This is a genomic window from Massilia sp. UMI-21, from assembly GCA_015277795.1.
Classification (GTDB): domain Bacteria; phylum Pseudomonadota; class Gammaproteobacteria; order Burkholderiales; family Burkholderiaceae_D; genus Telluria.
In genome coordinates, this window is record CP063848.1 from 2,677,969 (window position 1) to 2,703,558 (window position 25,590).

Sequence of the window (25,590 nt, forward strand, 5' to 3'; positions counted from 1 at the left end):
TTGTCTCCCTGTTCATAGAATTTTGCCAGGGTTCATAATGCCGAGCGGGTCCAGCGCGGCCTTGAGGGCACGCATCATGTCCAGTTCGACGGCGTCCTTGTAGCGCGCCAGTTCGTCGCGCTTGAGGGCGCCGATGCCGTGTTCGGCCGAGATCGAGCCGCGCAGGGAGGCGACGCTGTCGTGCACGATGCGGTTCACCGCGTCCTGGTGCGCCAGGAAACTGTCGTGCGCAATGCTCTCCGGTGGCGCGATGTTGTAGTGCAAATTGCCATCGCCCAGATGCCCGAAGCACACGACCTGGCAGCCGGGGAAAGCCGCCTGCAGCGCCGCATCGGTGCGCTCGATGAATTCGGGAATGTGCGAAACCGGCAGCGAGATGTCGTGCTTGATGTTCTTGCCGGCCGCGGCCTGCGCCAGCGGAATGTGCTCGCGCAATTTCCACAGGCCGATCGACTGGCTTGCGGAGCTGGCCAGCACGGCGTCGAGCGCGATGCCGGCGTCCAGCGCCGCGCCAATGGCGGACTCGACCAGGTCGGCGGCATGGTCTTCGGATTCATTGCTCGACACTTCGATCAGCGCATACTGGGGGTAGCGCGCGGCAAACGGGCGCGGCACCTCGGGAAAGTGGCTGTTGACCAGGCGCAGGCAGAAGTCGGACATCAGCTCGAAGCCGGTGAGGGCCGCGCCGCAGCGCTCCTGCATCAGCCCCAGCAGCGCCAGCGCGCCCTGCGGCGAGTCCAGCGCCGCCAGCGCGGTCAGGACCGCCCTGGGCTGCGGGTAGAGCTGGAGCACGGCGGCGGTGATGACCCCGAGCGTGCCTTCGGCGCCGATGAACAGCTCGCGCAGGGCGTAGCCCGTGTTGTCCTTGCGCAGCCCGCGCAAGCCGTCCCACAGCTTGCCCTGGGCGGTCACCACTTCCAGGCCCAGGCAAAGCTCGCGTGCGTTTCCGTAGCGCAGCACGGCGGTGCCGCCGGCATTGCTGGCGAGATTGCCGCCAATGGTGCAACTGCCCTCGCTGGCCAGCGCGAGCGGGAACAGCATGCCGGCTTCCAGGGCCGCCTGCTGGACGTCGGCCAGGATGCAGCCGGCGTCGACGGTCATGGTGCGGTTGGCGGGATCGATCTGGCGGATGCGGTTCAGGCGCCGCAGCGACAGCACGACGGCGGCGCCGCTGGCATCCGGCACGCTGCCGAGCACCAGGCCGGTGCGGCCGCCCTGCGGCACGATGGGCACGCGCGCCGCGGCGCAGGCCTCGACCACGCGCGCCACTTCCGGCGCGTCGGCGGGCAGCACCACGGCGCGCGCGCGCCCGGTGAAGCGGCCGCGCCAGTCGGTAAGAAAGGGCGCCATCTCGGCGCCGTCCGTGACCAGGTGGCCCGGCCCGACGATGGCGCCGAGCCGGGCCAGCAGGTCGCCGGAGGACGGCAGCTCAGTCATGCGGCACTTTGACCTTGTCGAGCAGTTCCTTGGCCAGGCGCTTGGCTTCTTTCTTGTACGGATGCAGGAACAGCAGTGCGCAGGCGTAGTAGACCACCACCAGCACCACTTCGCCGAGCGCCATGATGCGCGAGGCTTCGACCGTGTCGGCCCAGGCCCGCACCACGCCCTCGGCAAAATAGACCAGGATCACCATCGACGACCATTGCAGTGTGTACAGGTCGCGCTTTATCACGCCGCGCAGCGGCAGCAGCAGTGGCAAGGCCTTGAGCGCGAGCAGCGAGCCGCCCGGGTGCAGCGGCGCCACGAACACTTCCCAGGCCACGAGCCAGCCGATCAGCCAGATCAGGCTCGCGATCGCGCCGGCATGAAAGACTTTTGCGGTATCCATCATTGCATTCCGTGCAGTTTGAGCGCCGCCAGCGCCAGGCGTTTGCCCAGCGCGACGGCGAGCACGCGCTCGTCCTCGCTGAGGCCGCGCTTGCCGTCGGCGCCGGCCCAGTGCGAGGCGCCGTAGGGGCTGCCGCCGCTGGCGGTGTTCATGAGTTCGGGGTGCGAGTAGGGCAAGCCCATCACGAGCATGCCATGGTGTAATAATGGGAGCATCATCGACAGCAAGGTCGATTCCTGGCCGCCGTGCAGGCTGCCGGTGGAGGTGAACACCACCGCCGGCTTGCCCGACAGCGTGCCGTTGACCCAGTCGGCGGCGGTGCCGTCGAGGAAGTACTTGACGCTCGCCGCCATGTTGCCGAAACGGGTAGGGGAGCCCAGCGCCAGGCCGGTGCATTCGCGCAGGTCGTCCAGTTCGACGTAGGGGGCGCCTTCGGTCGGAATGTCCGGCGCGGTGGCCTCGGCGACGGTGGAGACTGCGGGCACGGTGCGCAGGCGCGCCTCGGTCCCGGGCACGCTCTCGATGCCCTGGGCGACCAGTTCGGCCAGTTTGCGGGTGGCGCCGTGGCGCGAGTAGTACAACACAAGAAGAGTCAGGGTCGGCTTCATCGTTGGTATTATAGGGCGCTTTGCTCAAATGACATGCCCTTTGATGGGGCGAATCGTACTCTCGCATGCTCTCCAGAACCGTACATTCCCTGTCGCGCAGTGCGGGCGACATGCTGGCTACCGGCGTGGACCGCGCCCGCGGCCTGACGCCGGACGAAGCCGGCGATCTGCTGCGCTTCGCGCGCCGCCGCCTGCGCGAGGTCAGGCTGCCGCAGGTGGCGGGCAGCCTGACCTTCACCACGACCCTGGCCGTGGTGCCCTTGCTGACCATCGTGCTGGCGGTCCTGACCGTCTTTCCGGTGTTCGACCAGCTGCGCACGACGCTCGACATCTGGTTCGTGCAGACCCTGATGCCGAAGGCCATCGCCAATACGATCAGCGCCAACCTGAACCAGTTCGCCAGCAAGGCCAAGGGCTTGTCGGCACTGGGCGGCGTGGTGCTCTTGATGACCACCACCACCATGATGGTCATGATCGAGCGCGCCTTCAACCAGATCTGGGGCGTGCGCCGCCCACGCCCCTGGGCGCAGCGGGTACTGGTCTACTGGGCCCTGATCACGCTCGGGCCGATCCTGTTCGGCCTGTCGCTCAGCGCCACCACCGAACTGTTCAGCGCCACCGGCGGCCTGGCCGAATCGCTGCCCTTCTTCGGCGCGCTGTTCTACACGCTGGTGTCGGTCGCGCTGACCACGGGCGCCTATACCATGCTCTACATGGCGGTGCCGAACCGCCGCGTCCACTGGCGCGACGCGCTGTGGGGCGGAATGGCGGCGGCGGTCGCCTTCGAGATCGCCAAACGCGGCTTCGCCCTGTACATCCGCCAGTTCCCGACCTACTCCATGATCTACGGGGCCCTGGCCGCGCTGCCGCTGTTCCTGCTCTGGACCTACCTGTCCTGGCTGATCACGCTGATGGGCGCCGTGCTGACCGCCGCGCTGCCGGTGGTGAAGTACGAGCGCTGGAAGCACCAGCCGACGCCGGGCAGCGCGTTCGTGGATGCGATGGGGGTGCTGAAGGTGCTGCATGACAGCATGCAGCTGACCGGGTCGGCCCTGGTCCCCTCGGCGGCGATCCAGGCGCATACGCGCATCGGCCATGACGAAATGACGATGCTGCTCGAGAAAATGGTGGCGGCCGGCTGGGCGGGGATGGTGCAGGATGAGCTGCCGGCGCGGGCGCGTTGGGGCCGTGGCGGGCGCGGCAGCGGGGAGAACTGGGTGCTGCTGGCCGATCCCGGCAGGCTCACACTGGCCGACGTGTACCGCTTGTTCGTGTTCGATGCCGGCGCGGCCGGCGAGGCGGCGCCGGCCACCCCGCTCGCGCTCGACGCCGCGACGCTGGCGCGGCAGGTCGAAGCCGCCGTCGAAGGCGGGCTGGGGCAGACCCTGGCCGAGCATTTCGCCAGCGCTGCGTCGACCCGGGCAATGGAATCGGGTCACGACCGCGAGGCGGCGCCCGGGACTGCGCCGCGTTGAGAGCCGGTCTTACCAGCTGAGCTTGCCGGTCAGCATCTGCCAGTACATGATCCAGTCGGCGCGGAACGACCACCAGGGCCGGGAGAACGAGGTCGGCCTGTTCTTCTCGTAGAAAAAGTGCCCGATCCAGGCGCCGCCGTAGCCGCTGACGAGGGCGAACAGCAGCCACCAGGCGTTCAGGCTGTCGATGTACTGGGCGATCGCCGCGATCGCCGACGAGGTGCCGATGAAGTGCGCGCGGCGGCAGCGCCGGTCGGCGTGCTGGGACAGGTAGTAGGGATAGAACTCCGCGAAGCTGGCGAACCGGGTCGTCATGGCGTCTCCTGGACGGCCGGATGGGGAATCGATGCGGCGAAGGCGGCAAGGGCGTCCAGCACCGCGTCGGGCGCCTCGGCCATCATCTGGTGGCCGGCGTCGACGTGGACGATCTCGGCATGCCCGATGGCGCCCTGCAGCAGTTTCGTCGAACGGGGCGGCGTCATCATGTCGTGCCTGCCGAGCACGAACAGGGTGGGGCAGCGCACCGCGCGCGCGGCCACTTCGCCGTTCGCATAGCTGTTGCAGGCGGTGAAGTCGGTGTGGAACAGCTGCGCCGGGTTGCGCGCCGAAATCCGTTGCATCAGGCGCCGCGCGCCGCCCATCACCGAAAAGCCCGGGCCGGGGCAGGAGGGCTTGTGCGCGATCGAGGAGTGCGACCAGATGTTGACCATGTCGATCGCGGCCTGTTCGTCGCTGCGCGCGGTCTCGAGCAGGGCGTCCGACACCTTCATCGGGTAGGTGGTGCCGAGCAGGGCCAGGCCGGCGACCGTGTCGGGGGCGCGCCGGCTGGCCTCGAGCGCGATCAGCGACCCCATGCTGTGGCCGGCCAGGACGGCATGGCGCACGCCGGCCGCCGCCAGCACCGCCAGGACCCAGTCCGCCATCTCTTCCACGCTGGCCAGGGCCGGGCCGCCGCTGCGTCCATGACCGGGCAGGTCGAGCGCCAGCACGGCGTGGCCGTGGTGCGCCAGGTAGCGGCTTTGCAGGGCCCAGACCGAATGGTCGTTCTGCGCGCCATGGATCAGCACGATCGCCGGCAGGCGCGGGTCGACGCGCTTGCCGCCGGTGTAGGCGTAGGCGCTGTCGCCGTTGATAGTGAACTGCATCTCAGGCTCCTTTCAGGGCAATCTTGAGCCCGCGCTTCAGGTCGTCGATCAGGTCGTCCGGATCCTCCAGTCCGACCGACAGGCGCATCGTTCCTTCGCCGATGCCGGACGCGGCCAGCTGCTCGGCGGGCACGCGGAAATGCGTCGTCGAGGCCGGATGGATCACCAGCGACTTCGCATCGCCCACGTTGGCCAGGTGCGAGAACACCTGCAGGCTGTCGGCGAAGCGGCGGCCGGCGGCGCGGTCGCCCTTCAGGGTAAAGGTGAACACGGCGCCGCAGCCCTTCGGCAGCAGTGCGCGCGCGAGCAGGTGGTCGGGGTGCGTGTCGAGTTCGGGATAGGACACCGATTCGACCGCCGGGTGCGCCACCAGGAAGTCGACCACGCGCCGGGTGTTGGCGACATGGCGCTCCATGCGCAGGCCGAGGGTCTCGATGCCCTGCAGGATGGCGAAGGCATTGTGCGGGCTCATCGCCGCGCCGAAATCGCGCAGGCCTTCGCGGCGCGCGCGCAGCGCGAACGGGGCCACGGTCGACTCTTCGGCGAACACCATGCCGTGGAAGCCCTCGTAGGGCTCGCACAGTTCCGGGAAGCGGCCGCTGCGCGCGTGCGCGGCGTCCCAGTCGAAGGTGCCGCCGTCGACCAGCAGGCCGCCGATCGCGGTGCCGTGACCGCACAGGAACTTGGTGGCCGAGTGGAACAGCAGGTCGGCGCCGAGATCGAAGGGGCGCTGCAGCCAGGGTGTGGTGAAGGTGGCGTCGACCATCAGCGGCAGGTCGTGCTCGTGCGCGAGGGCGGCGATGCGCGGGATATCCAGGACGTCCAGGCCCGGGTTGCCGAGGGTCTCGCCGAACAGCAGCTTGGTGTTCGGGCGGATCGCGGCGCGCCAGGCGTCGAGCTCGCGCGGGTTGACGAACGTGGTCTCGATGCCGAAGCGGCTCAGGGTGTAGTGCAGCAGGTTGTGGGCGCCGCCGTACAGCGCGCTGGAGGCGACGATGTGGCTGCCCGCGCCGGCGATGGTGGCCAGGCCCAGGTGCATCGCGGCCTGGCCGCTGGCGGTGGCGATGCCCGCCACCCCGCCTTCCAGCGCGGCGATGCGCTCCTCCAGCACCGCGTTGGTCGGATTCGAGATGCGCGAATAGACGTGGCCGGCGCGCTCCATGTTGAACAGCGCCGCCGCATGGTCCGAATCGCGGAACGCGAACGAGGAGGTGAAATGGATCGGCGTGGCGCGTGCGCCGGTGGCCGGGTCGGGGGCGCTGCCGGCGTGCAGGGCCAGTGTGTCGAAGCCGGGATAGTGTGGACCGCTCATCTTCTTGACTGCTTCACGAAATGCGCCATGCGGGCGCGATGGCCGCGATCCTAGCATTAATTCGGGCGCTGTCACCAAGGAGGGGCTCAGCAGTTCAGGCCTCATCCATCGTTAACGCGGACAGCGCCTCAATTTATGCTTTCGCAACATTGCGCCGCACGGGATGGGGGCAATGCTGGATTTTTTGCCGGGCATCGGCTACAGTCGGCGTTATGCGTTATACAAATATTGCTGCACTCACAAACCAACCGGACGGGGTGGCCACCATGAAAGTCTCCGAGATCCTGCAGGTGAAGGGCGAAATCCTCTATACCGTCACGCCGGACATGCCCCTGCTACAGGCGGCTGCGACCATGGCGGAAAAGGACATCGGCTCGCTGGTCGTCATGGAATACGGCGACCTGGTCGGCATGCTGACCTTCCGCGAAGTGATCAAGGAACTGCATGCCCAGGGCGGGGCGCTCGGCAACGGCACCGTGCGCAAGGTCATGGACGACAGCCCGATCACGGTCACCCCGGACACCGAAGTCAACGAGGTGCGCCGCATCATGCTGGAAAAGCATGCACGCTACCTGCCGGTGATGAATGCCCGCACCCTGCTGGGCGTGATCTCGTTCTACGACGTGGCCAAGGCGGTGCTCGAAGCGCAGAGCTTCGAGAACCGGATGCTGAAAGCGTATATCCGCGACTGGCCGGCCGAGCAGGTCGCCGAAGACTGATCGGGCAGGGGGGGCGCGCAGCCGGCAAAGCCGGCCGCCCTCGGCCTGGATCGCGCCGCGCGGATCACGCCGCCCGGTTCAAGCCGCTTCGGTCAGCCCCTGGTTCCCCAACCATTCCAGCAGCGCTTCCGGCGCCAGCGGCCGCGAGAACAGGAAGCCCTGCGCCAGCGGACAGCCCAGCGAACGCAGGATGTGTGCCTGGCGCTCGTCCTCGACCCCTTCGGCGATCACCGACAGGCCCAGGTTGCGGCCCAGCTGGATCACCATTTCCGCGATGCTGCTGCCGCGCGCCGAACCGGTGATCTCGGTCACGAAGGTGCGGTCGATCTTGAGACGGTCGACCTGCAGGCGCTGCAGGTGCGACAGCGAAGAAAAGCCGGTGCCGAAATCGTCGATCGCGATCGACACGCCGGTGCCCTTGACCTGGGCCAGCTTCTCGACCAGCAGCGCCGGGTCTTCCATCGCCATCGACTCGGTGATCTCCAGCTCCACGAATTCGGGCGGCGCGAGGGTCGCGTCCAGCGCACGGCGCAGCATGTCCACGAACTGCGGATGGCGGAACTGCACCTGCGAGACGTTCACCGACATCGTGAACGCGCGGTGCCCGGCGGCGCGCAGGCGCACCAGCTCGGCCAGCGCCTGGCGCAGCACCCATTCGCCGATGTCGACGATCAGGCCCGAATACTCGGCGATCGGAATGAAGCGGTCCGGGCCGATCAGGCGGCCGTCCTCGGTGCGCCAGCGCAGCAGCGCCTCGGCCCCGAAGGCGCGGTTCGAGGCCAGGTCGACCTGCGGCTGGTAGGCCAGGAACAGTTCGCCACGCTGGAAGCCGCTGCGCAAGGCGTGCATCATGCGTACCCGCTCGCGAATCTCGACGCCCATGCTGCGCGAGAAATAGAAGTGGCCGGCGCGCTGCTGCGACTTGGCGCGCTTGAGGGCGATGTCGGCATCCTTGAGCGCATCCGCGCCGCTGCCGTCGTGCTCCCCGAGTCGCACCAGGCCGAGCGTGCTCGACACCTGCACATCCTGGCCGTCGATGTGGAAGGGAACGCGGAACAATGCCTGGATCGCGGCCGGCTGCACCGCGGCTGCGTCGCCCAGCACGCAGAAGATGTCGCCGCCGATGCGCGCCACCTCGAGCTGCGGGTCGAGTCGCGACTTGAGGCGCTTGCCGACCGCCGCCAGCAGCAGGTCGCCGAAATGGTGGCCGAGCGCGTCGTTGGTCTCGGCGAAGTGATCGAGATCGACCAGGGCCAGGGTGGCCGCGCTGCGTCCGGGGCCGGCGAGCATGGCGTCGAGCAGCTCGATCAGGCGGGTGCGGTTCGGCAGGCCGGTCAGTCCGTCGCGGAAGGCGGCCTGGTTCAGGTGCGTGACGAGTTCCACATTGTCCAGGCCCACCGCCACCACGCTGGCGAACACGTCGAGCAGGCGGCGCTCGATGTCGCCGACGCTGCGCGCGAACGGAATGCAGGCGGCGAAGTCGCGCCCGGCCTTGCCCGGGAAGTGCAGCGACAGCCAGCCGTCGGCCTCCGCGCTCGCGCACGTATCCAGGGTGCGTCCGGCCAGCGCCGCCAGCGGCGCATGGCGCTGCGGGCTCAACTCGGCCCCCGCAAGAACCGCATGCTCGCCCGCGGCGGCGACCACGTGCAGGACGTCGGGCCTGCCCTGGCCGCTGTCGCGCACGCACAGCACGCCGGCCGGCGCCTGGCCGAGCAGGGTCGCGGCCTGCTGCAGCACCCCCTGCGCGACGTCGCGCACCCCATGCAGGGCCATCAGCTGGGCGCCGGCCGAGACGATGCGTTCGAGGCCGGCGCGGCTGGCGTCGAGGGCACGCAGTTGCTGGTAGGAGCGCACCGCCGCGGCCACCGCGGTGTACAGCTTGGTGCGGGTGAGTTCGGACTTGGTGCGGTAGTCGTTGATGTCGTAGCCGCGGATGGCGTCGAGTTCCGGCGCATAGCCCGGCTGGCCGGTGCGCAGGATGATGCGCAGCTCGATCATGCCCAGCTCCTCGCGAATCTGGCGCACCAGCTGCAGGCCGGCGTCGGGGCGCTCCATCACCACGTCCAGCAGCAGCACGGCGATGTCGGTTTCGCGTTCGAGCAGCGCGCGCGCCTCGTGCGACGAGTAGGCATGCAGGAATTCGAGCGGACGGCCCTGCATCTCGACGTTCTTCAGGGCGAAGGTGGTGGTCGAATGCACGTCGGCATCGTCATCCACCACCAGGATGCGCCAGGCGGCCCGGGAGGCCGCGGACGCGGACGCCTCGACTTCGTCGACGAAGACGAGGTCGTCGCGGTCGTCGCTCGTTTCCGTCGGTGGCATCGGGACAGACATGCGCTACATCTCCAGGTTGGCCGGGCTTGTGATGTGTCCAGTATATATGGAATTGCCAATATGTAAGGGGCAAAACCGGGTTCCAGGAGCAATATGTATCCATACGGCAACTATTTGACGAGAATGCGACGGTGGGGGTGTCCTTCGTCTTGACGGCCAGGCTGGTAGAATGGCAAATCCACTATTCTCACCACAGATCCACATGTCCGGTAACTCCTTTGGCAAGCTGTTCTCCGTAACCACTTTTGGCGAATCGCACGGCCCGGCCATCGGCTGCGTCATCGACGGCTGCCCGCCCGGCATGGCCCTCAGCGAAGCCGACATTCAGCCCGAACTCGACCGGCGCAAGCCGGGCACCTCGCGTCACGTCACGCAGCGCCAGGAGGCGGACCGGGTGCAGATCCTGTCGGGGGTGTACCAGGGCGTCACCACCGGCACGCCGATCGCGCTGCTGATCCAGAACGAGGACCAGCGCAGCAAGGATTACGGCAACATCCTCGATTCCTTCCGTCCGGGGCACGCCGACTATACCTACTGGCACAAGTACGGCGTGCGCGACCCGCGCGGCGGCGGCCGCTCGTCGGCGCGCCTGACCGCGCCGGTGGTCGGCGCCGGCGCCGTGGCCAGGAAATGGCTGCGCGAGCAACACGGCACCGAATTCTTCGGCTGCATGGCCCAACTGGGCGACATCGCCGTGCCGTTCCAGTCCTTCGAGCACGTGCACGCCAATCCCTTCTTCGCCGCCACCGCCGACGCCGCGCTGCTGGCGCGCATGGAAGCCGCGATGGACGAGCTGCGCCGCGCCGGCGACTCGATCGGCGCGCGCATCGACGTGGTGGCGCGCGGGGTGCCGGTAGGGTGGGGCCAGCCGATCTACGACAAGCTCGATGCCGATATCGCCCACGCGATGATGGGGATTAACGCGGTCAAGGGCGTGGAGATCGGTGCCGGCTTCGCGTCGGTGGCGCAAAAAGGATCGGAACACGGTGACGAACTCACTCCCGGCGGCTTCGTCGGCAACAACGCGGGTGGGGTGCTGGGCGGGATCTCGACCGGACAGGATATCACCGTGTCGATCGCGATCAAGCCAACCTCGTCGATCCGTACGCCGCGCCGCTCGATCGACAGGGACGGCAAGCCGGTGATGGTCGAGACCTTCGGCCGGCACGATCCCTGCGTGGGCATCCGCGCGACGCCGATCGCCGAGGCGATGCTGGCGCTGGTGCTGATCGACCATGCGCTGATGCATCGCGCGCAATGCGGCGATGTTCAGGTCGGGACGCCGAAGCTGGGGTAAATGCGCCGATCCCGGCGCAGGCCGGGATCGGGTCAGGGTGGCGGGGCTGTGCGGCGCTTACACCCGCGTCACCACCGCTTCCACCTGGTGGCGCCGCTCCACCGTGCGCACCACCAGCCCGCGCAGGTCGTTCAGCAGCGAGAACTCGGTCTGGCTCAACACCACCGAGGGGAAGCTGTCGTCCCATTCGCCGTAGATGAATCCGGCCGGTTGCCCGTGCGCGCACAGCGGAACCACGACGAAGCAGCGCGCCTGGCCCAGGCTGTCTTTCCACCAGCCCGGCAGCTTGGCCGCGAACTTGGCGTCGCGCGCATTCTCGATGAAGATCACGCGGTCGCTGCCCAGCGCGGCATGGAATACGTTGGGCTCGTAGCCGTCGTCGAACGCCAGGTTCGGCAGCAGGGCCTTGCTGTCTTCTCCCAGGCCCAGGCGCGCGGCATAGCGGCCTTCGCGGCGATTCCTGAGGAACGCGAAGGAGCGGGTGAAGGACAGGCCCTTGTGCATGGTCTCGAGCGCCATCGACATCATCTGGCCTGGCGTCGCATTCAGGCCGGCGTCGCGCATGTCGGCCACGCCGCTCATCATGACCTTGTTGCCGGCCATGCGCTTGCGGGTCGCGGCCGCCAGCCTGGCGCGCTTCTCGGCCGGCTTGGCCAGCGGGGCGATGCTGAGGTCGGAGGCGGCGGTCGCGCGCGCCTTGTCGATGGCACCGAGCAGGCCAGCCGCTTCCACGCCGAGCATCGGCGCGAAGCTCTCCGCCAGCGCGCCGACCCGGGCGGCGGCACCGTCCTCGTCATGCCACAAGGCCTCGGCGGCCTGGGTCGACATGGTGCCCAGCGCGGCCAGCCAGTCGTCGTGGCTGAAGCCGTCGCCGCGCTCGCCCGGTTCGACGCTGCGCATGCCGGCGATCAGGTTGCGCGGCAGCCCCCAGTGTTCGGCGGTGGCGCGCCCGATCGCCTCCAACGGCAGGCCCAGCAGCGCTTCGGCCGCGCGTTCTTCACGGCCTTCGCCGGCCGCCTCGCGCAACTGGAGCCAGCGCTCCGGCATGTAGAAGGTGATCATCATGCGGCCGAGCGAGTGCAGGATCGAGCAGACCACCGCTTCCTCGGGGTCGCGCGACACGGCGCTGGCCGCCACCTGCTGGGCCACCATCCCCGCCAGCACCGCCTTTTCCATCTCGATGTGGGCGGTCTCGGTGTCCGGGGTCGACTTGGCCAGCTCCTCGATCAGCTTCAGGCCCAGCGCCAGGTGGCCGATGGCTTCGGTGCCGAGCACCAGCACCGCCTTCGACACCGTGTTGATGCGCTGGCCGAAGGCCGAGTACATGCCGCTGTTGGCCAGGCGCAGCACCTTCTGCGTCAGGACCGGGTCCGACAGCACGGTCTGGGTCATCGAGAACTCGCGTTCGTCCTCGCCGCGCATCGAGGCGAGGATGGCGTTGATGGCCTTGGTGAAGCCGGGCATGTCACCCTGCCGGCGGATACGCTCCCACAGCAGGGAAAGGGTGGCTTCGGCCAGGTGCGAGCGGACGGTGTCGGATGGTGTCGTCATGGTGTGACCGTCCGGGAGTCGGCCGGGAGTAATTCAGTGTAGAGGTTTTCGGTCAGGGCCGCGATCGCGACATGGGCGGGCATGGGTTTGCCGGTCAGGTAGCCTTGCACGTAATGGCAGCCCAACTGGTCGAGCCAGGCCAGTTGCGCCTCGGTTTCGACGCCCTCGGCCACCACCGACAGGCCGAGGTGCTTGGCCAGGTCGAGTACCGCGTTGCAGATCGCGGCGTCCTTTTCGGCGTCCGGCAGGTCCTTGACGAATGCGCGGTCGACCTTCAGCACCGAGATCGGGAAGCGCTTCAGGTACGCCAGGCTCGAATAGCCGGTGCCGAAGTCGTCGATGGCGATGCGGGCGCCGCGCTCGGCCATCTTGCCCAGCACCGACTCGGCATGCGCCGGATCGACCATCAGCGTGCCTTCGGTGATCTCGAGCACCAGCTTGCTGCCCGCGGTGCCGGACAGCGCCAGCGCATCGTCGAGCACCGTCAGGAACTTGTCGCTCCTGAACTGGCGCGGACTGATGTTGACCGAGATATACAGCTCGCGTCCGGCCACTTCCTCGAACTGGCGGATCTGCATGCAGGCCGCCTTCAGCGCCCAGGCGCCCAGCAGGTTGATCAGGCCATTGGTCTCGGCGATCGGGATGAAGCGCACCGGCGGCACCATGCCCAGCGTCGGATGCTTCCAGCGCATCAGGGTTTCGAAGCCCTCGATGGTACGGCTGCGCGCATTGACGATCGGCTGGTAGTAGAGCTGGAATTCGCCCTCGCGCACGGCGTTGAACATCGCCGCTTCGAGCGAGATGTCGTGCTCGGGCGGGCCCTGGTCGCGCGGGCTGTAGGTGACCGCGCGCGCCTTGCCGGTTTCCTTCGCGCGCGACATGGCGGTGTCGGCCAGGGTCACCAGGCGCACTTCGTCCTCGGCATGTTCCGGATAGAGCGCGACCCCGATCGAGCCGCCCAGGTAGATCGTGTGGCCGTCGATCTCGAACGGCGACTGCAGCGCCGCCATCAGGCGCCCGGTGACGAGCTTGATCTGCGCTTCGGTGGCGGAGCCGGGCAGGACCGCCACGAACTCGTCGCCGCCGACCCTGGCCAGGGTGTCGCTGTCGCGCAGGGTGCGGCGCAGGCGTCCGGCGGCCATGCGCAGCACCGCATCGCCGATCCCGTGGCCGAGGCCGTCGTTGACTTTCTTGAAGCCGTCCAGGCCGACGGTGGCGACCGCGAAGCCCTGCCCGGAGCGGCGCGCATTGGCGATCACCATGCGAATGCGGTCCGACAGCAGCAGCCGGTTCGGCAGTTCGGTGAGGGCGTCGTGGGTGGCCATGTGGCGCAGCCGTTCCTCGGTGGCGTGCTGGGCCGACATGTCGCGGCCGACCACCAGCAGCGGGGCATCGTCGCCGGAGGCGATCGGGGCGATGCGCAGTTCGAACCAGATGTCGCGCTCGCTGCAGCGCAAGCGTGCTTCGATGATCACCGGGTCGCCGCTGGCGCCGGCGCTGCCGATGGCATTGCGCAGCGCCGCCTGGTCGACATCGTGGACCAGCGATACCAGCGGCCGGCCGCCGGCTTCGACGCCGGTGAGGGTCAGCGCTCGGCGACTGGCGGCACGGATCTGGCCACCCAGGGTGACACGGAACACGATGTCGCCGGCCGCGTCGAGCAGGCTGTCGAGCAGCGTGGGCGGCTGCTTGCGCGGCTGGACCTTGGCGGCGGTGGAACTGGTGTGCATTCTTGGATGTCTGCCTTCTTGTTGCTGGCACGCGCTGCGAGGCCACGTGTAAACCATGCAAGTCTACCAAACCAATGGCGACTGTAGCATTGAAAGATTCTGAAAGGCATTAAAAAAACACAAGCGCCGGCGCCGTTCCTCCTGTCTTTGCAAGAGATTTGTGCTGGAGCAGCGGGCTTGCGTTGCTTCGGCCTTTGCGTTAGCGTTCTTGCTGCCCAGACAAGTCATACGTATTTCACCATTGTCGCCGATTATTGCTCCGAAGCAAATTGGTGCTTGTGACTTGGAGGCTTCGCGTCGCAGGTTGATGCTTAGTTGCAACACCCGGCAGGATCTTTGCTGCACCTCGACGTCCATCACGGTTGTGAGAGCGAAAAAATGAACCCTTTCGACACGCATGAAGTGCTGAACCAGGCCGCGCCGTTTGCGGACGTGAATCTGTTCCGCTGCGACGCCGCCCTGAGCGAGGCCCTCGAACGGGAGGGTGGGGGCTGGGCCTTCGCCGGCCTGGACAGGCTCGGGGCCGAGCTGGGCCGCGCGGACACCCTCGAACTGGCGCGCCTCGCGAATGTCCATGGACCGCGCCTGCTGAGTCACGACCGCATGGGGAACCGCATCGACGAGATCGAATTCCATCCGGCCTGGCACCAGCTCATGGCCCTGATGATCGGGGCCGGCGCCCACTCGTCGCCGTGGACGGAGCCGCGGCCCGGCGCCCAGGTGGCGCGCGCCGCCCGGTACCTGCTGTTCGGGCAGGTGGAGAACGGCGCCCAGTGCCCGGTGACGATGACGTTTGCGTCGGTGCCGGCCCTGCGCCGCGCGCCGGCGCTGGCGGCCGAATGGCTGCCGAAGATCCTGTCGAACGAGTACGATCCGCGTTCGCTGCCGCTCGCGCAGAAGCGCGGCGCACTGGTCGGGATGGGCATGACCGAGAAGCAGGGCGGCAGCGACGTGCGTGCGAATACCACCCGCGCCGCGCCGCTGCCGGCGGCCGAGGCCCAGGCCCGCTTCGGACCCGCCGGCGAGGGCGCCTGGCGCATCGTCGGCCACAAATGGTTCTTTTCGGTGCCGCAGGCGGACGCGCACCTGATCCTGGCGCAAACGCAGGACCTCGGCACCGCTGCCGTCGCGCCGGAGCGCCTGAGCTGCTTCTTCGTTCCGCGCTTCCTGCCCGACGGCAGCCGCAACGCGATCCGGGTGCAGCGCCTGAAGGACAAGCTGGGCAACCGTTCCAACGCCTCGTCCGAGGTCGAGTTCCAGGACGCGGTCGGGTGGATGATCGGAGCGCCCGGCCGCGGGATCCCGACCATCCTGGAGATGGGCGGCCATACCCGGCTCGATTGCGTGCTGGGCAGCGCCGGCATCATGCGCGCCGCACTGTGCCATGCGCTGCACCATGCGCGCGGGCGCAGCGCCTTCGGGCGCTTGCTCAGCGAGCAGCCCCTGATGCGCAACGTGCTGGCCGACCTCGCGCTCGAGTCCGAGGCCGCCACCGCCTTCGCGCTGCGCCTGGCGCGCTGCTTCGACGAGGCGGCCGATCCGGCCCAGGCCCTGCTGGGCCGGATCCTGACCCCGGCCGGCAAGTACTGGATCTGCAAGCGCGGCCCGGCCTTCGGCGCCGAGGCCATGGAAGTCATGGGCGGCAACGGCTATGTCGAGGACGGCCCGCTGGCGCGCCTGTACCGTGAATTTCCGGTCAACTCGATCTGGGAAGGTTCGGGCAACGTCATGTGCCTGGATGTGCTGCGCGCGCTCGGCAAGTCGCTGCCGGAGGCGCGGGCGGCACTGGCCGCCGAGCTGCAGCCGGCGGCCGCGCTGGATGCGCGCTTCGCCGACTTCGCCGGCCGCCTGCTGGACGAGCTGCCGGTGCTGGTGCAGGATGAAGGCGGCGCGCGCCGGCTGGCGGAGCGCCTGGTGCTGGCGGTGCAGGGCGCGCTGCTGCTGCGCCATGCGCCCGGCTACGTGGCCGAGGCCTTCGTCGCCTCGCGTATCGTGCGCGAGCCGGGCGGCGCCTTCGGCCGGCTGCCGGCGGGCAGCGACTGCGCGGCGATCCTGGCGCGGGCGCTGCAGGACTGAAAACGGCGCGGCCGGCGATTTCTTGTCGAAATGCGCAGAAAAAAAGGACAAACGGCGGCGCGGCTGGGATAATGGCGGTCGATGCTTCACACCCCATTCGTTTGATACCGACCATGAAACAAGACCCGCGCTTTCCCAATCTCTTCATCCTGAATCACCCGCTCATCCAGCACAAGCTGTCGCACATGCGCGAGCACGACACCTCCACGCGCACCTTCCGCGAGCTGCTGCGCGAGATCACGCTCTTGATGGGGTACGAAATCACGCGCGACCTGCCGCTGACCACCCGCACCGTGCAGACGCCGCTGGTGACCGTCGAGGCGCCGGTCATCGCCGGCAAGAAGCTGGCGATCGTGCCGATCCTGCGTGCCGGCATCGGCATGAGCGACGGCCTGCTGGAGCTGGTGCCCTCGGCGCGCGTCGGCCACATCGGCGTGTTCCGCGACCCGGAAACCCACGAGCCGGTGGAGTACCTGGTGCGCCTGCCGGATACCAACGAGCGTACCTTCATCCTGTGCGACCCGATGATCGCCACCGGCAACTCGGCGGTGCATGCCGTCGATGTGCTGAAAAAACGCGGCGTGGCGAGCGAGCAGATCCTGTTCCTGGCGCTGGTGGCGGCGCCGGAAGGCATCGAGGTGTTCCAGAAGTCGCATCCCGACGTGAAGGTGTTCGTCGCCTCGCTCGACTCGCACCTGAACGAAGACGCCTACATCGTGCCGGGCCTGGGCGATGCGGGCGATCGCATCTTCGGCACCAAGTAAGGCAGGCGCACCGGAAGGGGATACCATGCACGCCGCCGACCAGCAGTTCTTCTCGCGCCTGGCCTCGGCCAACGCCAGCTTCGACAGCGGCTTGCCGGCCACTCTCGAGCGCCTGAGGGCGCTCGGTGCGCGGCTCGATCCGGCGGCGCCGGCGCTGGCTGCCGACGAACTGCAGGCGATGCTGCATACGCTGGCGGGTTCGGCCGTCACCTTCGGCTACCGCGGCCTCGGCCAGCATGCCCGTGCGCTCGAGCAGCGCCTGCGCGTGCTGCAAACCTTCGACGCCGTCGCCGCCGTCAACTGGGCCGCCTGGGTGGGCGAACTCGGCCAGTTCGTCGAGGCCGCGCGCCGCGATCCACGCGGCCTGGGCTGAGCGTCGCGCGTTGCCTAGCCCGCATTTGCCGCGGCAGTAATGCCAGATCGCAAGAAATCATCGTGGAATCGTTTGATGCCGCGCAAATTTGCTCTGACTCCTTGCCTTATATTTTGTCCAGTGCCGATTCAAAAACACCTCCATAAAAGTTGAACACAGGAATTTTTATGGGGAATGTTGCAGATACCCGCTTTTTTATTTTGCGAAGTGCGTGTCTCTCCGTTTTTATTCGGTATAATACGGGATCGTTGGGTTGTAGGTAGTAGTGCAGTTAGTCTGTCATTCCTTTCTTGCTTCTTCAAACGATCTTAAACGGACGCAAGTCCACTTAACTGAAATAGGAAATTGTAATGGCAACTGGCATCGTAAAATGGTTCAATGATTCGAAGGGCTTTGGCTTCATCACCCCGGACGAAGGCGGCGAAGATCTGTTCGCTCACTTCTCGGCTATCCAGAGCAACGGCTTCAAATCGCTGCAAGAGAACCAGCGCGTTTCGTTCGACGTGACCACCGGCCCGAAGGGCAAGCAGGCCGCGAACATCCAGCCGCTGTAATCGCTCTCCAGCGATGGTAAAAAATCCCCGGATCGCCGGGGATTTTTTTTGCCTGTATTTTTGTCTGTACAGCACGCCTCTTCCCGGCCCAGGCCGCCCGCATCGGCTTCAAACCCGCCAGTAGTCCGGTTGCGCATAGCTGCGCCGCAGGAAATCGACGAAAGCACGGATCCGCAAGGGCAGGTGCTGGCGCTGCGCAAAGACGGCATGGATGTCATTGCCCGGCGCGGCAAAGTCATCGAGTACCGTGCACAATTCCCCCGCCGCGATCTGGGCCCCGACCTCCCACATCGATCGCCAGGCCAATCCCTTGCCGGCCAGCGCCCACGCGTGCAGCACCGCGCCATCATTGCATTCCATGTTGCCGCCCAGCTTGAGGGTGACCGGCTTGCCCTTGTCGAGAAAGGTCCAGCCGCGCTGGCTGCCTTCGCTGCTGATGGCAAGGCAATTGTGCCTGGCCAGGTCGGCCAGGCTGCGCGGCGTCCCGTGGCGCTTCAGGTAGGCGGGGCTGCCGACCACCACGCGGTGGTTGTCCGCCAGCTTGGTGCCGACCAGGCTGGAATCGTTCAGGCTGGCGATGCGGATTGCCACGTCCACAGCTTCGCCGACCACGTCCACCAGGCGGTCGGTCAGGTTCAGGTTGACGCTCAGCTCCTGGTGCTCGGCCAGGAAGGAGGGCAGCAGCGGCGCCACGTGCTGGCGCCCGAAGCCGGCCGGCGCCGAGACCAACAGATGGCCGGTGGCGCGAGCGCTGCGCTCGGCCGCGGCCGCTTCCGCGTCTTCGAGTTCGGTGAGGATGCGTTGGCAATCCTCGAGAAAGACGGCGCCTTCGTCGGTGAGCACCAGGCGCCGGGTGGTCCGCTGCAGCAGCTTGACGCCGAGCCGGGCTTCCAGCGCATCGAGACGGCGGCCGATCATGGCCGGCGCGATGCCCTCCGCCCGCGCCGCCGCCGACAGGCTGCCGCGCGCCACCACCTCGACAAAGGTCGAGATCTGCCTGAACTTGTCCATCCGCTTCCTTCCTCGATTTGATACAAAAACGCACAGATGTAGTGAGAAAATGTATCGTTTAGCTATCTGGAAGTGAATATACTTGATGCCATGACAAACGCCAAGGCGTCCCCTGGGGCGCCGGCGCGCACCGGATTTTTCACTTACAGGAGTTAAACAATGACGATCGCCACCCCCGACGGCATGCGGATCACCGCCGAGATCAAACCCGGCTACGAGCAGATTCTCACTCCGGAGGCCCTCGCACTCGTTGCCAGGCTGTCGCGCGCCTTCGAGCCGCGCCGCCAGGAATTGCTGGCCGCCCGAGCAGAACGCGCGCGCCGCCTGGATGCGGGCGAGCGCCCGGATTTCCTGCCAGAGACCGCGCATATTCGCAGCGGAGACTGGAAGATCGCCCCGATCCCGCCGGCATTGGCGTGCCGCCGGGTCGAAATCACCGGCCCGGTCGAGCGCAAGATGGTCATCAATGCGCTCAACTCCGGCGCCGACAGCTACATGACCGACTTCGAGGATTCGAACACGCCGAACTGGGACAACCAGATCACCGGTCAGCGCAACATGATCGATGCCGTCCGCCGAACCATTTCGCTCGAGCAGAACGGCAAGACCTACCGCCTGAACGACAAGGTGGCCACCCTGGTGGTGCGTCCGCGCGGCTGGCACCTGGACGAAAAGCACGTGCTGGTGGACGGCAAGCGCGTCTCCGGCGGCATCTTCGATTTTGCGCTGTTCATGTTCCATAACGCAAAAGAGCAGCTGGCGCGTGGCGCCGGCCCCTATTTCTACCTGCCGAAGATGGAATCGCACCTGGAAGCGCGCCTGTGGAACGACATCTTCGTGATGACCCAGGAAGAGCTCGGCCTGCCGCGCGGCACCATCCGGGCGACCGTGCTGATCGAGACCATCCTGGCCGCCTTCGAAATGGACGAGATCCTGTACGAACTGCGCGAGCACAGCGCCGGCCTGAACGCCGGCCGTTGGGACTACATCTTCTCGTGCATCAAGAAGTTCAAGCTGGACAAGGACTTCTGCCTGGCCGACCGCGCCAAGGTGACCATGACCGCGCCCTTCATGCGGGCTTACGCGCTACTGCTGCTCAAGACCTGCCACAAGCGCGGTGCGCCGGCCATCGGCGGCATGTCGGCCCTGATCCCGATCAAGAGCGATCCGGAGAAAAACGAGGTGGCGATGGGCGGCGTGCGCAGCGACAAGGCGCGCGACGCGCAGGATGGCTACGACGGCGGCTGGGTGGCCCACCCGGGCCTGGTCGACCTGGCCATGACCGAATTCGTGAAGGTGCTGGGCGACAAACCCAACCAGATCGACAAGCAGCGCCCGGACGTGGAGGTGAGCGCCCGCGAGCTGCTCGACTTCAAGCCGGAAGCCCCGATCACGGAAGCCGGCCTGCGCTACAACATCAACGTCGGCATCCACTACCTGGGCGCCTGGCTGGCCGGCAATGGCTGCGTGCCGATCCACAACCTGATGGAAGATGCGGCGACGGCCGAGATCAGCCGCTCGCAGGTATGGCAGTGGATCCGCTCGCCGAAAGGCGTGCTGGAAGATGGCCGCAAGGTGACGGCCGAGATGGTGCGCGCCATGATTCCGGAAGAGCTGGCCAAGGTGAAGCTCGACGCGCCCAACGGCGACAACCCGAGCTACGCGCGCGCTGCCGAGATCTTCGAGCAGATGTCGACCTCGGAGACGTTCGCCGAGTTCCTGACCCTGCCGCTGTACGAAGAAATCTGATTGGCAGGGTGGTCCGGGGCGCGTAGCCGGCTTCGCCGACCGCGCGCTCCACTTGCCCGTGCGAACCATGCCGCGTCTGCATTGATCATGTGAACGCGCGGACGGCAGGGCCGCCTTTCGTGGCCCGGTCCACCCTGCGCGCATCAAGGGCAGCGCGTCAAAACACGTTCTTCCACGCGCGCAGCGCGGCGAACGCCTCCAGCGGCGATGCGCCTTCCTGGAGCCTGCCGGCCTGCACCAGGCTCTTCACGATTGCCGGCTCGGTGTAACGCAGGAACGGATTGGTCCCGCGCTCCAGCCCAATGGTCGACGGCACCGTCGGCAGATGCGTGCCGCGCCTGGTGCTCGCATCCTGCATGCGCAAGGCCAGGCCCTGGTTGTCCGGCTCGACCGCCTGCGCAAACCGCAGGTTCGCCACCGTATATTCATGTGCGCAGTACACCAGCGTATCGTCCGGCAGCGCCGCCAGCTTGGCGAGCGAGTCCGCCATCTGGGCCGGGCTGCCTTCGAACAAGCGGCCGCAGCCGCCGGCGAACAGGGTGTCGCCGCAGAACAGCCAGTGCGCGCCGGGCGTGCGGCGCACGTAGGCAATGTGTCCCAGGGTATGGCCCGGCACATCGAGCACCGCGAGCTCCAGGTCCAGTCCGGGCACGACCAGGTGCTCGCCTTCGCCCAGCGCATGGGTGATGCCGGCGATTCCGTCATGGCGCGGCCCGAACACGGGCAGGGCCCGCCCTGCGCCTTCTTGCGCCAGCAGGGACGGCACGCCGCCAATGTGGTCAGCATGGTGATGGGTGAGTAGAATGGCAGTCAGGGTAAGATGGTGTTCGGCGAGTGCGGCGCGGACCGGGCCGGCATCGCCCGGGTCGACCACCGCCGCATGGACGCCGTCATGGATCAGCCACAAGTAATTGTCGTTAAATGCGGGAACGGTCAGGACCGACAGGTCGCGTGGCTGTTTGCTTGTCATGGTGCGATCGTGATGGACATTGTGGTGGAAAATTAGAAAGGCAGAATGGCTGGTATGGACAGCGCGGCATCGGAAAAATCCATTATAGCGCTCGACCACTGGCTGCAATCGCCGGCGGGCGCCTACGTGCGCGCCTTCGAACAGGCTTGCCTCGACGAACTGACGGCCGACATCTTCGGTTTCAACGCGCTCCAGATCGGCGTGCCCCAGCTCGACGCGCTGGCGGCCAGCCGCATGCCCAACAAGTGGCAGGCCGCCACCCGCACCTCGACTGCCAACGAGCTGGCGTTCGCCGCCAGCGGCAAGCAGATCGCGGTGGCGCTCGACTTCGCGGAACTGCCCTTCGCCTCGCACAGCATCGACCTGGTGGTGCTGCCGCACGTGCTCGAGTTCGCGGCCGAGCCGCACCAGGTGCTGCGCGAGGTCGAGCGGGTCCTGATTCCGGAAGGGCAGGTGATCATCTGCGGTTTCAACCCGGCCAGCCTGTGGGGCATGCGCCAGGGCGTGGGCAAGGTCACGCGCAACGGCTATTTGCCCGCATCCGGCGAGTTCATCTCTATGCCGCGCCTGAAGGACTGGTTAAAATTGCTGAATCTCGGCGTCAGCCGCAGCCATTTCGGCTGCTACGCGCCGCCGTGCCGGACAGCCCATTGGTTGAGCCGGTTCTCGATGATGGAGTCGGCCGGCCGGCGCTGGTGGCCCTACCTGGGCGCCGTGTACGTGGTCCACGCCATCAAGCGGGTCAAGGGCATGCACATCATCGGACCTGCATGGAACAAGAAAACGAACAAGCGGGCACAGGCTGTGCCCGCGGCGAACAGAGAATGAGCGACGCACAAACCAATCCAAACAAGGTGGAAATCTTCACCGACGGCGCCTGCAAGGGCAATCCCGGCACAGGCGGCTGGGGCGCGCTGCTGGTCTCCAACGGCCACGAAAAAGAAATCTTCGGAGGCGAGCCGAACACCACCAACAACCGCATGGAACTGCGCGCCGTGATCGAGGCGCTCGGCGTACTGAACCGTCCGTGCGAGGTCGTGCTGCACACCGACAGCCAGTACGTGCAGAAGGGCATCTCCGAATGGATCCATGGCTGGAAGGCGCGTGGCTGGAAGACCTCGGCCAGGGAACCGGTGAAGAACGACGACCTGTGGAAGGCGCTCGACCTGGCGCAGCAGCAGCACGCGGTCGAGTGGCGCTGGGTGCGTGGCCATAACGGCCATCCGGGTAACGAACGCGCCGACGTGCTGGCGAACCGCGGCGCGGCATCGGTACGCCGATAAGCGACATACTGCGTGCGCCGCGGCCGGGGCCGGCGCGGGTTTGCTATACTTCGGCTCGCCTCAACTCAATCGTCACGTCCCATGCGCCAGATCGTCCTCGATACCGAAACCACCGGCCTGAATCCCCGCACGGGCGACCGCATCATCGAGGTCGGCTGCGTCGAGATCTTCAACCGCAAGCTGACCGGGAATAATTTTCACTGCTATATCAACCCGGAGCGCGACTCGGACGAAGCGGCGCTGGCGGTGCACGGCCTGACGACCGAGTTCCTGAGCGACAAGCCAAAATTCCATGAGATCGCCGAGGAGCTGCGCGCATTCGTTCAGGGTGCCGAGCTGATCATCCACAATGCGCCCTTCGACCTCGGCTTCCTGAACCACGAATTCCAGCGCCTCGGCCTGCCGCCCTTTACCGACTCCTGTGCCGGCGTGATCGACACCCTGGTGCAGGCCAAGGAGCTCCATCCGGGCAAGCGCAACTCGCTCGACGCCTTATGCGACCGCTACGACATCTCGAACGCGCACCGCAAGCTGCACGGCGCATTGCTCGACTCGGAACTGCTGGCGGACGTGTATCTGGCCATGACGCGCGGGCAGAACTCGCTGACCATGGATGTCGCGGTAGAGGCGAGCGCTGGCGGCGAACTGCAGGATGCCGGCCCGCTGGGCGACATCATCGTACTCGCGGCAAACGATGAGGAACTCGCCGCGCATGCGGACGTGCTGGCCGGCCTGGACAAGAATGTGAAGGGCAGCTGCATCTGGCGGAATTATTCTCCCGCCGAGGTGACGGCGGGGTGATTCTGTGGCATAATACGCCTCGCTTCGGGAGGTTAGCTCAGGGGTAGAGCACTGCATTCACACTGCAGGGGTCGCAAGTTCGAAACTTGCACTTCCCACCAGATTCGAAAGGCCAGCTATCTGCTGGCCTTTTTTCATGGTGCGCCCAGCATGGGCGCACTCCTGCGGGTGAAAGTCCTGCCGCGAGCTGACCACAGTGAGCGAAGTGAAGCGCAACTGCATGAGGGTAACCGAGTGTGGGAAGGAAGCGTGGATCGTAAATCATGAGCCGAGGAACACGAATCGCATAGAAGGCGTTGCCGATCAGGGCGAGCGGGCCATGAACCGCAAAGCTCTTGTGGTCAAGGAGAGGTGGCGTAGATGCGGCGGTTGTGTGATGAAGGAGTGCGGCCCTTACCTGGGGACGCCCCGCCTTGTGCCTGAAAGGGCGACGAAAAAAAAATCGGAGCGGGGTCTCAGCAGAGGTCATAGTAGTTGGAGGTAGCGCTGGGAAGGCTCGACTCCGCCGACGAAGGACCGAACGAGTAGGAGTGAATCCGATATGTCGATGCAGAAGGCACAGCGTCAGATGCCCGCAAACGCGGGGCGGGAAGCCGTAGGGCAAGGTGAAGCCATGCTCGATGCTTTCAGCGACGAAGCGTTCTGCCCGCGGCATGCAACCGGAGGCACGGGGTCAGCGTTGCTGCAAGCGGCGCTGACGACAGAGAACCTGCGGCGGGCGTTCAAGCGTGTGCGTGCCAACAAGGGAGCGGCTGGCGTGGATGGACTGGACATTGACCAGACCTCGCGTCTGCTGGCAACCGAGTGGCCTCACATACGAGAACAACTGTTGGCAGGGACGTACCGGCCCAGTCCGGTACGTCGGGTGACGATTCCGAAGCCCGACGGTGGCGAGCGCGAGCTTGGCATCCCGACGGTGACGGATCGGCTGATCCAGCAAGCACTATTACAGGTGGTGCAACCGATCCTTGATCCCACTTTCAGCGAGCATAGCTACGGCTTCCGACCGGGCAGGCGTGCGCAGGATGCGGTATTAGCCGCTCAGGCATACGTCCAGTCCGGGCTGAGAATCGTGGTGGACGTGGACCTGTCGAAGTTCTTCGACCGGGTCAACCATGACATCCTGATCGACCGCTTGAAGAAACGCATCGACGACGCTGGAGTGATCCGGCTGGTCCGTGCCTATCTGAACAGCGGCATCATGGAGCATGGTGTAGTACAGGAACGGAACGAAGGAACGCCGCAAGGCGGTCCATTGAGTCCGCTGCTTGCCAACGTCATGCTCGATGAAGTGGACAAGGAACTGGAACGGCGCGGCCATCGCTTTGCGCGCTACGCCGACGACGCGAACGTCTATGTTCGTAGCGTGCGTGCGGGCCAGCGGGTGATGAGGCTGCTGCGGCGCTGCTATGCCAGACTGCACCTCGTGGTCAACGAAGGCAAGAGCGCCGTGGCCAGCGTCTTTGGCCGCAAGTTCCTCGGCTACAGCCTGTGGGTGGGGCGTGGGGGCGAAGTCAAACGCAAGGTGGCGGAAAAGCCGTTGCAAGCGTTTAAACAACGCATCAGGGAGCTAACCCGCCGATCTGGTGGGCGTAGCATGCCGGATGTGGTGCAGGGACTTCGTTCCTATATGCTGGGTTGGAAAGGGTACTTCCAGTTGGCGCAAACCCCAAAGGTATGGCGCGGACTCGATGAATGGTTGCGGCACAGGCTGCGGGCTATCCAGCTCAAGCACTGGAAGCGCGGAAGCACCATGTATCGGGAGCTCCTTAAACTTGGGGCTTGGCCGTCGGCAGCGAGGCACGTAGCGGCGAACAGCCGCCGCTGGTGGCACAACAGCGATAGGTTACTCAAAACAGTGATGACTATCGGCTATTTCGACCGACTCGGTGTACCTCGCCTGTCTTGACCTCAACTACTCGAACCGCCCGGTGCGGACCCGCATGCCGGGTGGTGTGGCAGGGGAGCGGCCCTCAGGGCCGTCCCCTATGCCGATGTGCGCCCAGCATG

At 66.6% G+C, this 25,590-nt stretch carries 23 protein-coding genes and 1 tRNA gene; 13 read left to right on the plus strand and 11 right to left on the minus strand.

Annotation, left to right across the window (positions count from 1 at the left end; genetic code table 11):
* Window positions 1-12: 12 nt before the first annotated feature.
* The 3 genes from IM543_11965 to wrbA are packed head-to-tail and all read right to left on the minus strand — an operon-like array spanning window position 13 to window position 2,436.
* Window positions 13-1,437: an FAD-binding oxidoreductase gene (locus tag IM543_11965; protein QOY92362.1), complete on the minus strand. Its 1,425-nt coding sequence runs from the start codon at window positions 1,435-1,437 to the stop codon at window positions 13-15.
* Window positions 1,430-1,831 carry a DUF2069 domain-containing protein gene (locus tag IM543_11970; GenBank protein ID QOY92363.1) on the minus strand — a complete coding sequence of 134 codons (402 nt, stop codon included), beginning with the start codon at window positions 1,829-1,831 and terminating at the stop codon, window positions 1,430-1,432. Before IM543_11970 ends, IM543_11965 begins: the two co-directional genes overlap by 8 nt.
* Window positions 1,828-2,436, minus strand: a complete 609-nt coding sequence (gene wrbA, locus IM543_11975; GenBank protein ID QOY92364.1) for an NAD(P)H:quinone oxidoreductase — start codon at window positions 2,434-2,436, stop codon at window positions 1,828-1,830. The genes IM543_11970 and wrbA overlap by 4 nt, the downstream gene beginning before the upstream one ends.
* A 110-nt stretch (window positions 2,437-2,546) precedes the next feature.
* Here wrbA and IM543_11980 point away from each other — a divergent pair, with 110 nt between their 5' ends.
* Entirely contained in the window at window positions 2,547-3,911 is a 1,365-nt protein-coding gene (locus IM543_11980; GenBank protein ID QOY96648.1) for a YihY family inner membrane protein, read from the plus strand.
* A gap of 9 nt (window positions 3,912-3,920) precedes the next feature.
* On the opposite strand, the gene IM543_11985 is transcribed toward IM543_11980, so the two are convergent.
* The 3 genes from IM543_11985 to IM543_11995 are packed head-to-tail and all read right to left on the minus strand — an operon-like array spanning window position 3,921 to window position 6,368.
* Window positions 3,921-4,226, minus strand: a complete 306-nt coding sequence (locus tag IM543_11985) for a DUF962 domain-containing protein (protein QOY92365.1) — start codon at window positions 4,224-4,226, stop codon at window positions 3,921-3,923.
* A complete protein-coding gene (locus IM543_11990; GenBank protein ID QOY92366.1) occupies window positions 4,223-5,056 on the minus strand; it encodes an alpha/beta hydrolase in 834 nt (277 codons plus the stop codon). Before IM543_11990 ends, IM543_11985 begins: the two co-directional genes overlap by 4 nt.
* 1 nt (window position 5,057) lies before the next feature.
* On the minus strand, window positions 5,058-6,368 hold the full coding sequence (locus IM543_11995) for an O-acetylhomoserine aminocarboxypropyltransferase (protein QOY92367.1): 1,311 nt from the start codon (window positions 6,366-6,368) through the stop codon (window positions 5,058-5,060).
* Window positions 6,369-6,634: 266 nt separating this feature from the next.
* Between IM543_11995 and IM543_12000 the strand changes: the two genes are divergently transcribed.
* The gene (locus IM543_12000) at window positions 6,635-7,087 is read left to right on the plus strand and encodes a CBS domain-containing protein (protein ID QOY92368.1); all 453 of its coding nucleotides are present in this window, start codon (window positions 6,635-6,637) and stop codon (window positions 7,085-7,087) included.
* Window positions 7,088-7,165: 78 nt separating this feature from the next.
* Here the strand turns inward: IM543_12000 and IM543_12005 are convergent, their stop codons facing one another.
* The gene (locus tag IM543_12005; GenBank protein ID QOY92369.1) at window positions 7,166-9,421 is read right to left on the minus strand and encodes an EAL domain-containing protein; all 2,256 of its coding nucleotides are present in this window, start codon (window positions 9,419-9,421) and stop codon (window positions 7,166-7,168) included.
* 202 nt (window positions 9,422-9,623) lie between these two features.
* Here IM543_12005 and aroC point away from each other — a divergent pair, with 202 nt between their 5' ends.
* Complete coding sequence (gene aroC, locus IM543_12010; GenBank protein QOY92370.1) at window positions 9,624-10,718, plus strand: chorismate synthase; 1,095 nt, start codon at window positions 9,624-9,626, stop codon at window positions 10,716-10,718.
* Between the two features lie 57 nt (window positions 10,719-10,775).
* Here aroC and IM543_12015 read toward each other — a convergent pair whose 3' ends face one another.
* Window positions 10,776-12,182, minus strand: coding sequence for an HDOD domain-containing protein (locus tag IM543_12015; GenBank protein ID QOY96649.1), 1,407 nt, complete (start codon window positions 12,180-12,182; stop codon window positions 10,776-10,778).
* An 83-nt stretch (window positions 12,183-12,265) separates the two neighbouring features.
* Complete coding sequence (locus IM543_12020; protein QOY92371.1) at window positions 12,266-13,999, minus strand: EAL domain-containing protein; 1,734 nt, start codon at window positions 13,997-13,999, stop codon at window positions 12,266-12,268.
* A gap of 378 nt (window positions 14,000-14,377) precedes the next feature.
* Between IM543_12020 and IM543_12025 the strand changes: the two genes are divergently transcribed.
* The 4 genes from IM543_12025 to IM543_12040 all read left to right on the plus strand — a co-directional run bounded on the left by IM543_12025 (window position 14,378) and on the right by IM543_12040 (window position 17,766).
* Complete coding sequence (locus IM543_12025; protein QOY92372.1) at window positions 14,378-16,075, plus strand: isovaleryl-CoA dehydrogenase; 1,698 nt, start codon at window positions 14,378-14,380, stop codon at window positions 16,073-16,075.
* Window positions 16,076-16,188: 113 nt separating this feature from the next.
* Window positions 16,189-16,839 (plus strand): uracil phosphoribosyltransferase, encoded by a 651-nt coding sequence (gene upp / locus IM543_12030; GenBank protein QOY92373.1) that lies wholly within the window; start codon window positions 16,189-16,191, stop codon window positions 16,837-16,839.
* A 25-nt stretch (window positions 16,840-16,864) separates the two neighbouring features.
* The gene (locus tag IM543_12035) at window positions 16,865-17,212 is read left to right on the plus strand and encodes an Hpt domain-containing protein (protein QOY92374.1); all 348 of its coding nucleotides are present in this window, start codon (window positions 16,865-16,867) and stop codon (window positions 17,210-17,212) included.
* 350 nt (window positions 17,213-17,562) lie between these two features.
* Complete coding sequence (locus tag IM543_12040) at window positions 17,563-17,766, plus strand: cold-shock protein (GenBank protein ID QOY92375.1); 204 nt, start codon at window positions 17,563-17,565, stop codon at window positions 17,764-17,766.
* A 108-nt stretch (window positions 17,767-17,874) separates the two neighbouring features.
* Here the strand turns inward: IM543_12040 and IM543_12045 are convergent, their stop codons facing one another.
* The gene (locus tag IM543_12045; protein QOY92376.1) at window positions 17,875-18,777 is read right to left on the minus strand and encodes a LysR family transcriptional regulator; all 903 of its coding nucleotides are present in this window, start codon (window positions 18,775-18,777) and stop codon (window positions 17,875-17,877) included.
* Between the two features lie 159 nt (window positions 18,778-18,936).
* Here IM543_12045 and IM543_12050 point away from each other — a divergent pair, with 159 nt between their 5' ends.
* Window positions 18,937-20,526, plus strand: a complete 1,590-nt coding sequence (locus IM543_12050) for a malate synthase A (GenBank protein QOY92377.1) — start codon at window positions 18,937-18,939, stop codon at window positions 20,524-20,526.
* A 157-nt stretch (window positions 20,527-20,683) separates the two neighbouring features.
* Here the strand turns inward: IM543_12050 and gloB are convergent, their stop codons facing one another.
* Entirely contained in the window at window positions 20,684-21,496 is an 813-nt protein-coding gene (gene gloB, locus IM543_12055; GenBank protein ID QOY92378.1) for a hydroxyacylglutathione hydrolase, read from the minus strand.
* A gap of 54 nt (window positions 21,497-21,550) precedes the next feature.
* On the opposite strand from gloB, the gene IM543_12060 reads away from it, so the two are divergent.
* From IM543_12060 to ltrA, 5 genes are all read left to right on the plus strand, one after another.
* Entirely contained in the window at window positions 21,551-22,324 is a 774-nt protein-coding gene (locus tag IM543_12060; protein QOY96650.1) for a class I SAM-dependent methyltransferase, read from the plus strand.
* On the plus strand, window positions 22,321-22,779 hold the full coding sequence (rnhA, locus tag IM543_12065) for a ribonuclease HI (GenBank protein QOY92379.1): 459 nt from the start codon (window positions 22,321-22,323) through the stop codon (window positions 22,777-22,779). Before IM543_12060 ends, rnhA begins: the two co-directional genes overlap by 4 nt.
* A gap of 81 nt (window positions 22,780-22,860) precedes the next feature.
* A complete protein-coding gene (gene dnaQ, locus IM543_12070; protein QOY92380.1) occupies window positions 22,861-23,580 on the plus strand; it encodes a DNA polymerase III subunit epsilon in 720 nt (239 codons plus the stop codon).
* Between the two features lie 26 nt (window positions 23,581-23,606).
* Window positions 23,607-23,681, plus strand: a tRNA-Val gene (locus IM543_12075).
* Window positions 23,682-24,121: 440 nt separating this feature from the next.
* Window positions 24,122-25,489, plus strand: coding sequence for a group II intron reverse transcriptase/maturase (ltrA, locus tag IM543_12080; GenBank protein ID QOY92381.1), 1,368 nt, complete (start codon window positions 24,122-24,124; stop codon window positions 25,487-25,489).
* Window positions 25,490-25,590 lie beyond the last annotated feature (101 nt).

What these genes read in the sequence shown, in the direction of transcription:
- gloB (QOY92378.1), bottom strand. Translation starts at nt 21,496, where the DNA reads ATGACAAGCAAACAGCCACGCGACCTGTCGGTCCTGACCGTTCCCGCA.
- IM543_12035 (QOY92374.1), top strand. Translation starts at nt 16,865, where the DNA reads ATGCACGCCGCCGACCAGCAGTTCTTCTCGCGCCTGGCCTCGGCCAAC.
- IM543_12005 (QOY92369.1), bottom strand. Translation starts at nt 9,421, where the DNA reads ATGTCTGTCCCGATGCCACCGACGGAAACGAGCGACGACCGCGACGAC.
- IM543_11970 (QOY92363.1), bottom strand. Translation starts at nt 1,831, where the DNA reads ATGATGGATACCGCAAAAGTCTTTCATGCCGGCGCGATCGCGAGCCTG.
- IM543_11995 (QOY92367.1), bottom strand. Translation starts at nt 6,368, where the DNA reads ATGAGCGGTCCACACTATCCCGGCTTCGACACACTGGCCCTGCACGCC.
- IM543_12020 (QOY92371.1), bottom strand. Translation starts at nt 13,999, where the DNA reads ATGCACACCAGTTCCACCGCCGCCAAGGTCCAGCCGCGCAAGCAGCCG.
- dnaQ (QOY92380.1), top strand. Translation starts at nt 22,861, where the DNA reads ATGCGCCAGATCGTCCTCGATACCGAAACCACCGGCCTGAATCCCCGC.
- IM543_12060 (QOY96650.1), top strand. Translation starts at nt 21,551, where the DNA reads ATGGACAGCGCGGCATCGGAAAAATCCATTATAGCGCTCGACCACTGG.
- IM543_11985 (QOY92365.1), bottom strand. Translation starts at nt 4,226, where the DNA reads ATGACGACCCGGTTCGCCAGCTTCGCGGAGTTCTATCCCTACTACCTG.
- wrbA (QOY92364.1), bottom strand. Translation starts at nt 2,436, where the DNA reads ATGAAGCCGACCCTGACTCTTCTTGTGTTGTACTACTCGCGCCACGGC.
- IM543_11965 (QOY92362.1), bottom strand. Translation starts at nt 1,437, where the DNA reads ATGACTGAGCTGCCGTCCTCCGGCGACCTGCTGGCCCGGCTCGGCGCC.
- aroC (QOY92370.1), top strand. Translation starts at nt 9,624, where the DNA reads ATGTCCGGTAACTCCTTTGGCAAGCTGTTCTCCGTAACCACTTTTGGC.
- IM543_12000 (QOY92368.1), top strand. Translation starts at nt 6,635, where the DNA reads ATGAAAGTCTCCGAGATCCTGCAGGTGAAGGGCGAAATCCTCTATACC.
- IM543_12050 (QOY92377.1), top strand. Translation starts at nt 18,937, where the DNA reads ATGACGATCGCCACCCCCGACGGCATGCGGATCACCGCCGAGATCAAA.
- IM543_11990 (QOY92366.1), bottom strand. Translation starts at nt 5,056, where the DNA reads ATGCAGTTCACTATCAACGGCGACAGCGCCTACGCCTACACCGGCGGC.
- IM543_11980 (QOY96648.1), top strand. Translation starts at nt 2,547, where the DNA reads ATGCTGGCTACCGGCGTGGACCGCGCCCGCGGCCTGACGCCGGACGAA.
- IM543_12045 (QOY92376.1), bottom strand. Translation starts at nt 18,777, where the DNA reads ATGGACAAGTTCAGGCAGATCTCGACCTTTGTCGAGGTGGTGGCGCGC.
- IM543_12040 (QOY92375.1), top strand. Translation starts at nt 17,563, where the DNA reads ATGGCAACTGGCATCGTAAAATGGTTCAATGATTCGAAGGGCTTTGGC.
- IM543_12025 (QOY92372.1), top strand. Translation starts at nt 14,378, where the DNA reads ATGAACCCTTTCGACACGCATGAAGTGCTGAACCAGGCCGCGCCGTTT.
- IM543_12015 (QOY96649.1), bottom strand. Translation starts at nt 12,182, where the DNA reads ATGCCCGGCTTCACCAAGGCCATCAACGCCATCCTCGCCTCGATGCGC.
- ltrA (QOY92381.1), top strand. Translation starts at nt 24,122, where the DNA reads ATGTCGATGCAGAAGGCACAGCGTCAGATGCCCGCAAACGCGGGGCGG.
- upp (QOY92373.1), top strand. Translation starts at nt 16,189, where the DNA reads ATGAAACAAGACCCGCGCTTTCCCAATCTCTTCATCCTGAATCACCCG.
- rnhA (QOY92379.1), top strand. Translation starts at nt 22,321, where the DNA reads ATGAGCGACGCACAAACCAATCCAAACAAGGTGGAAATCTTCACCGAC.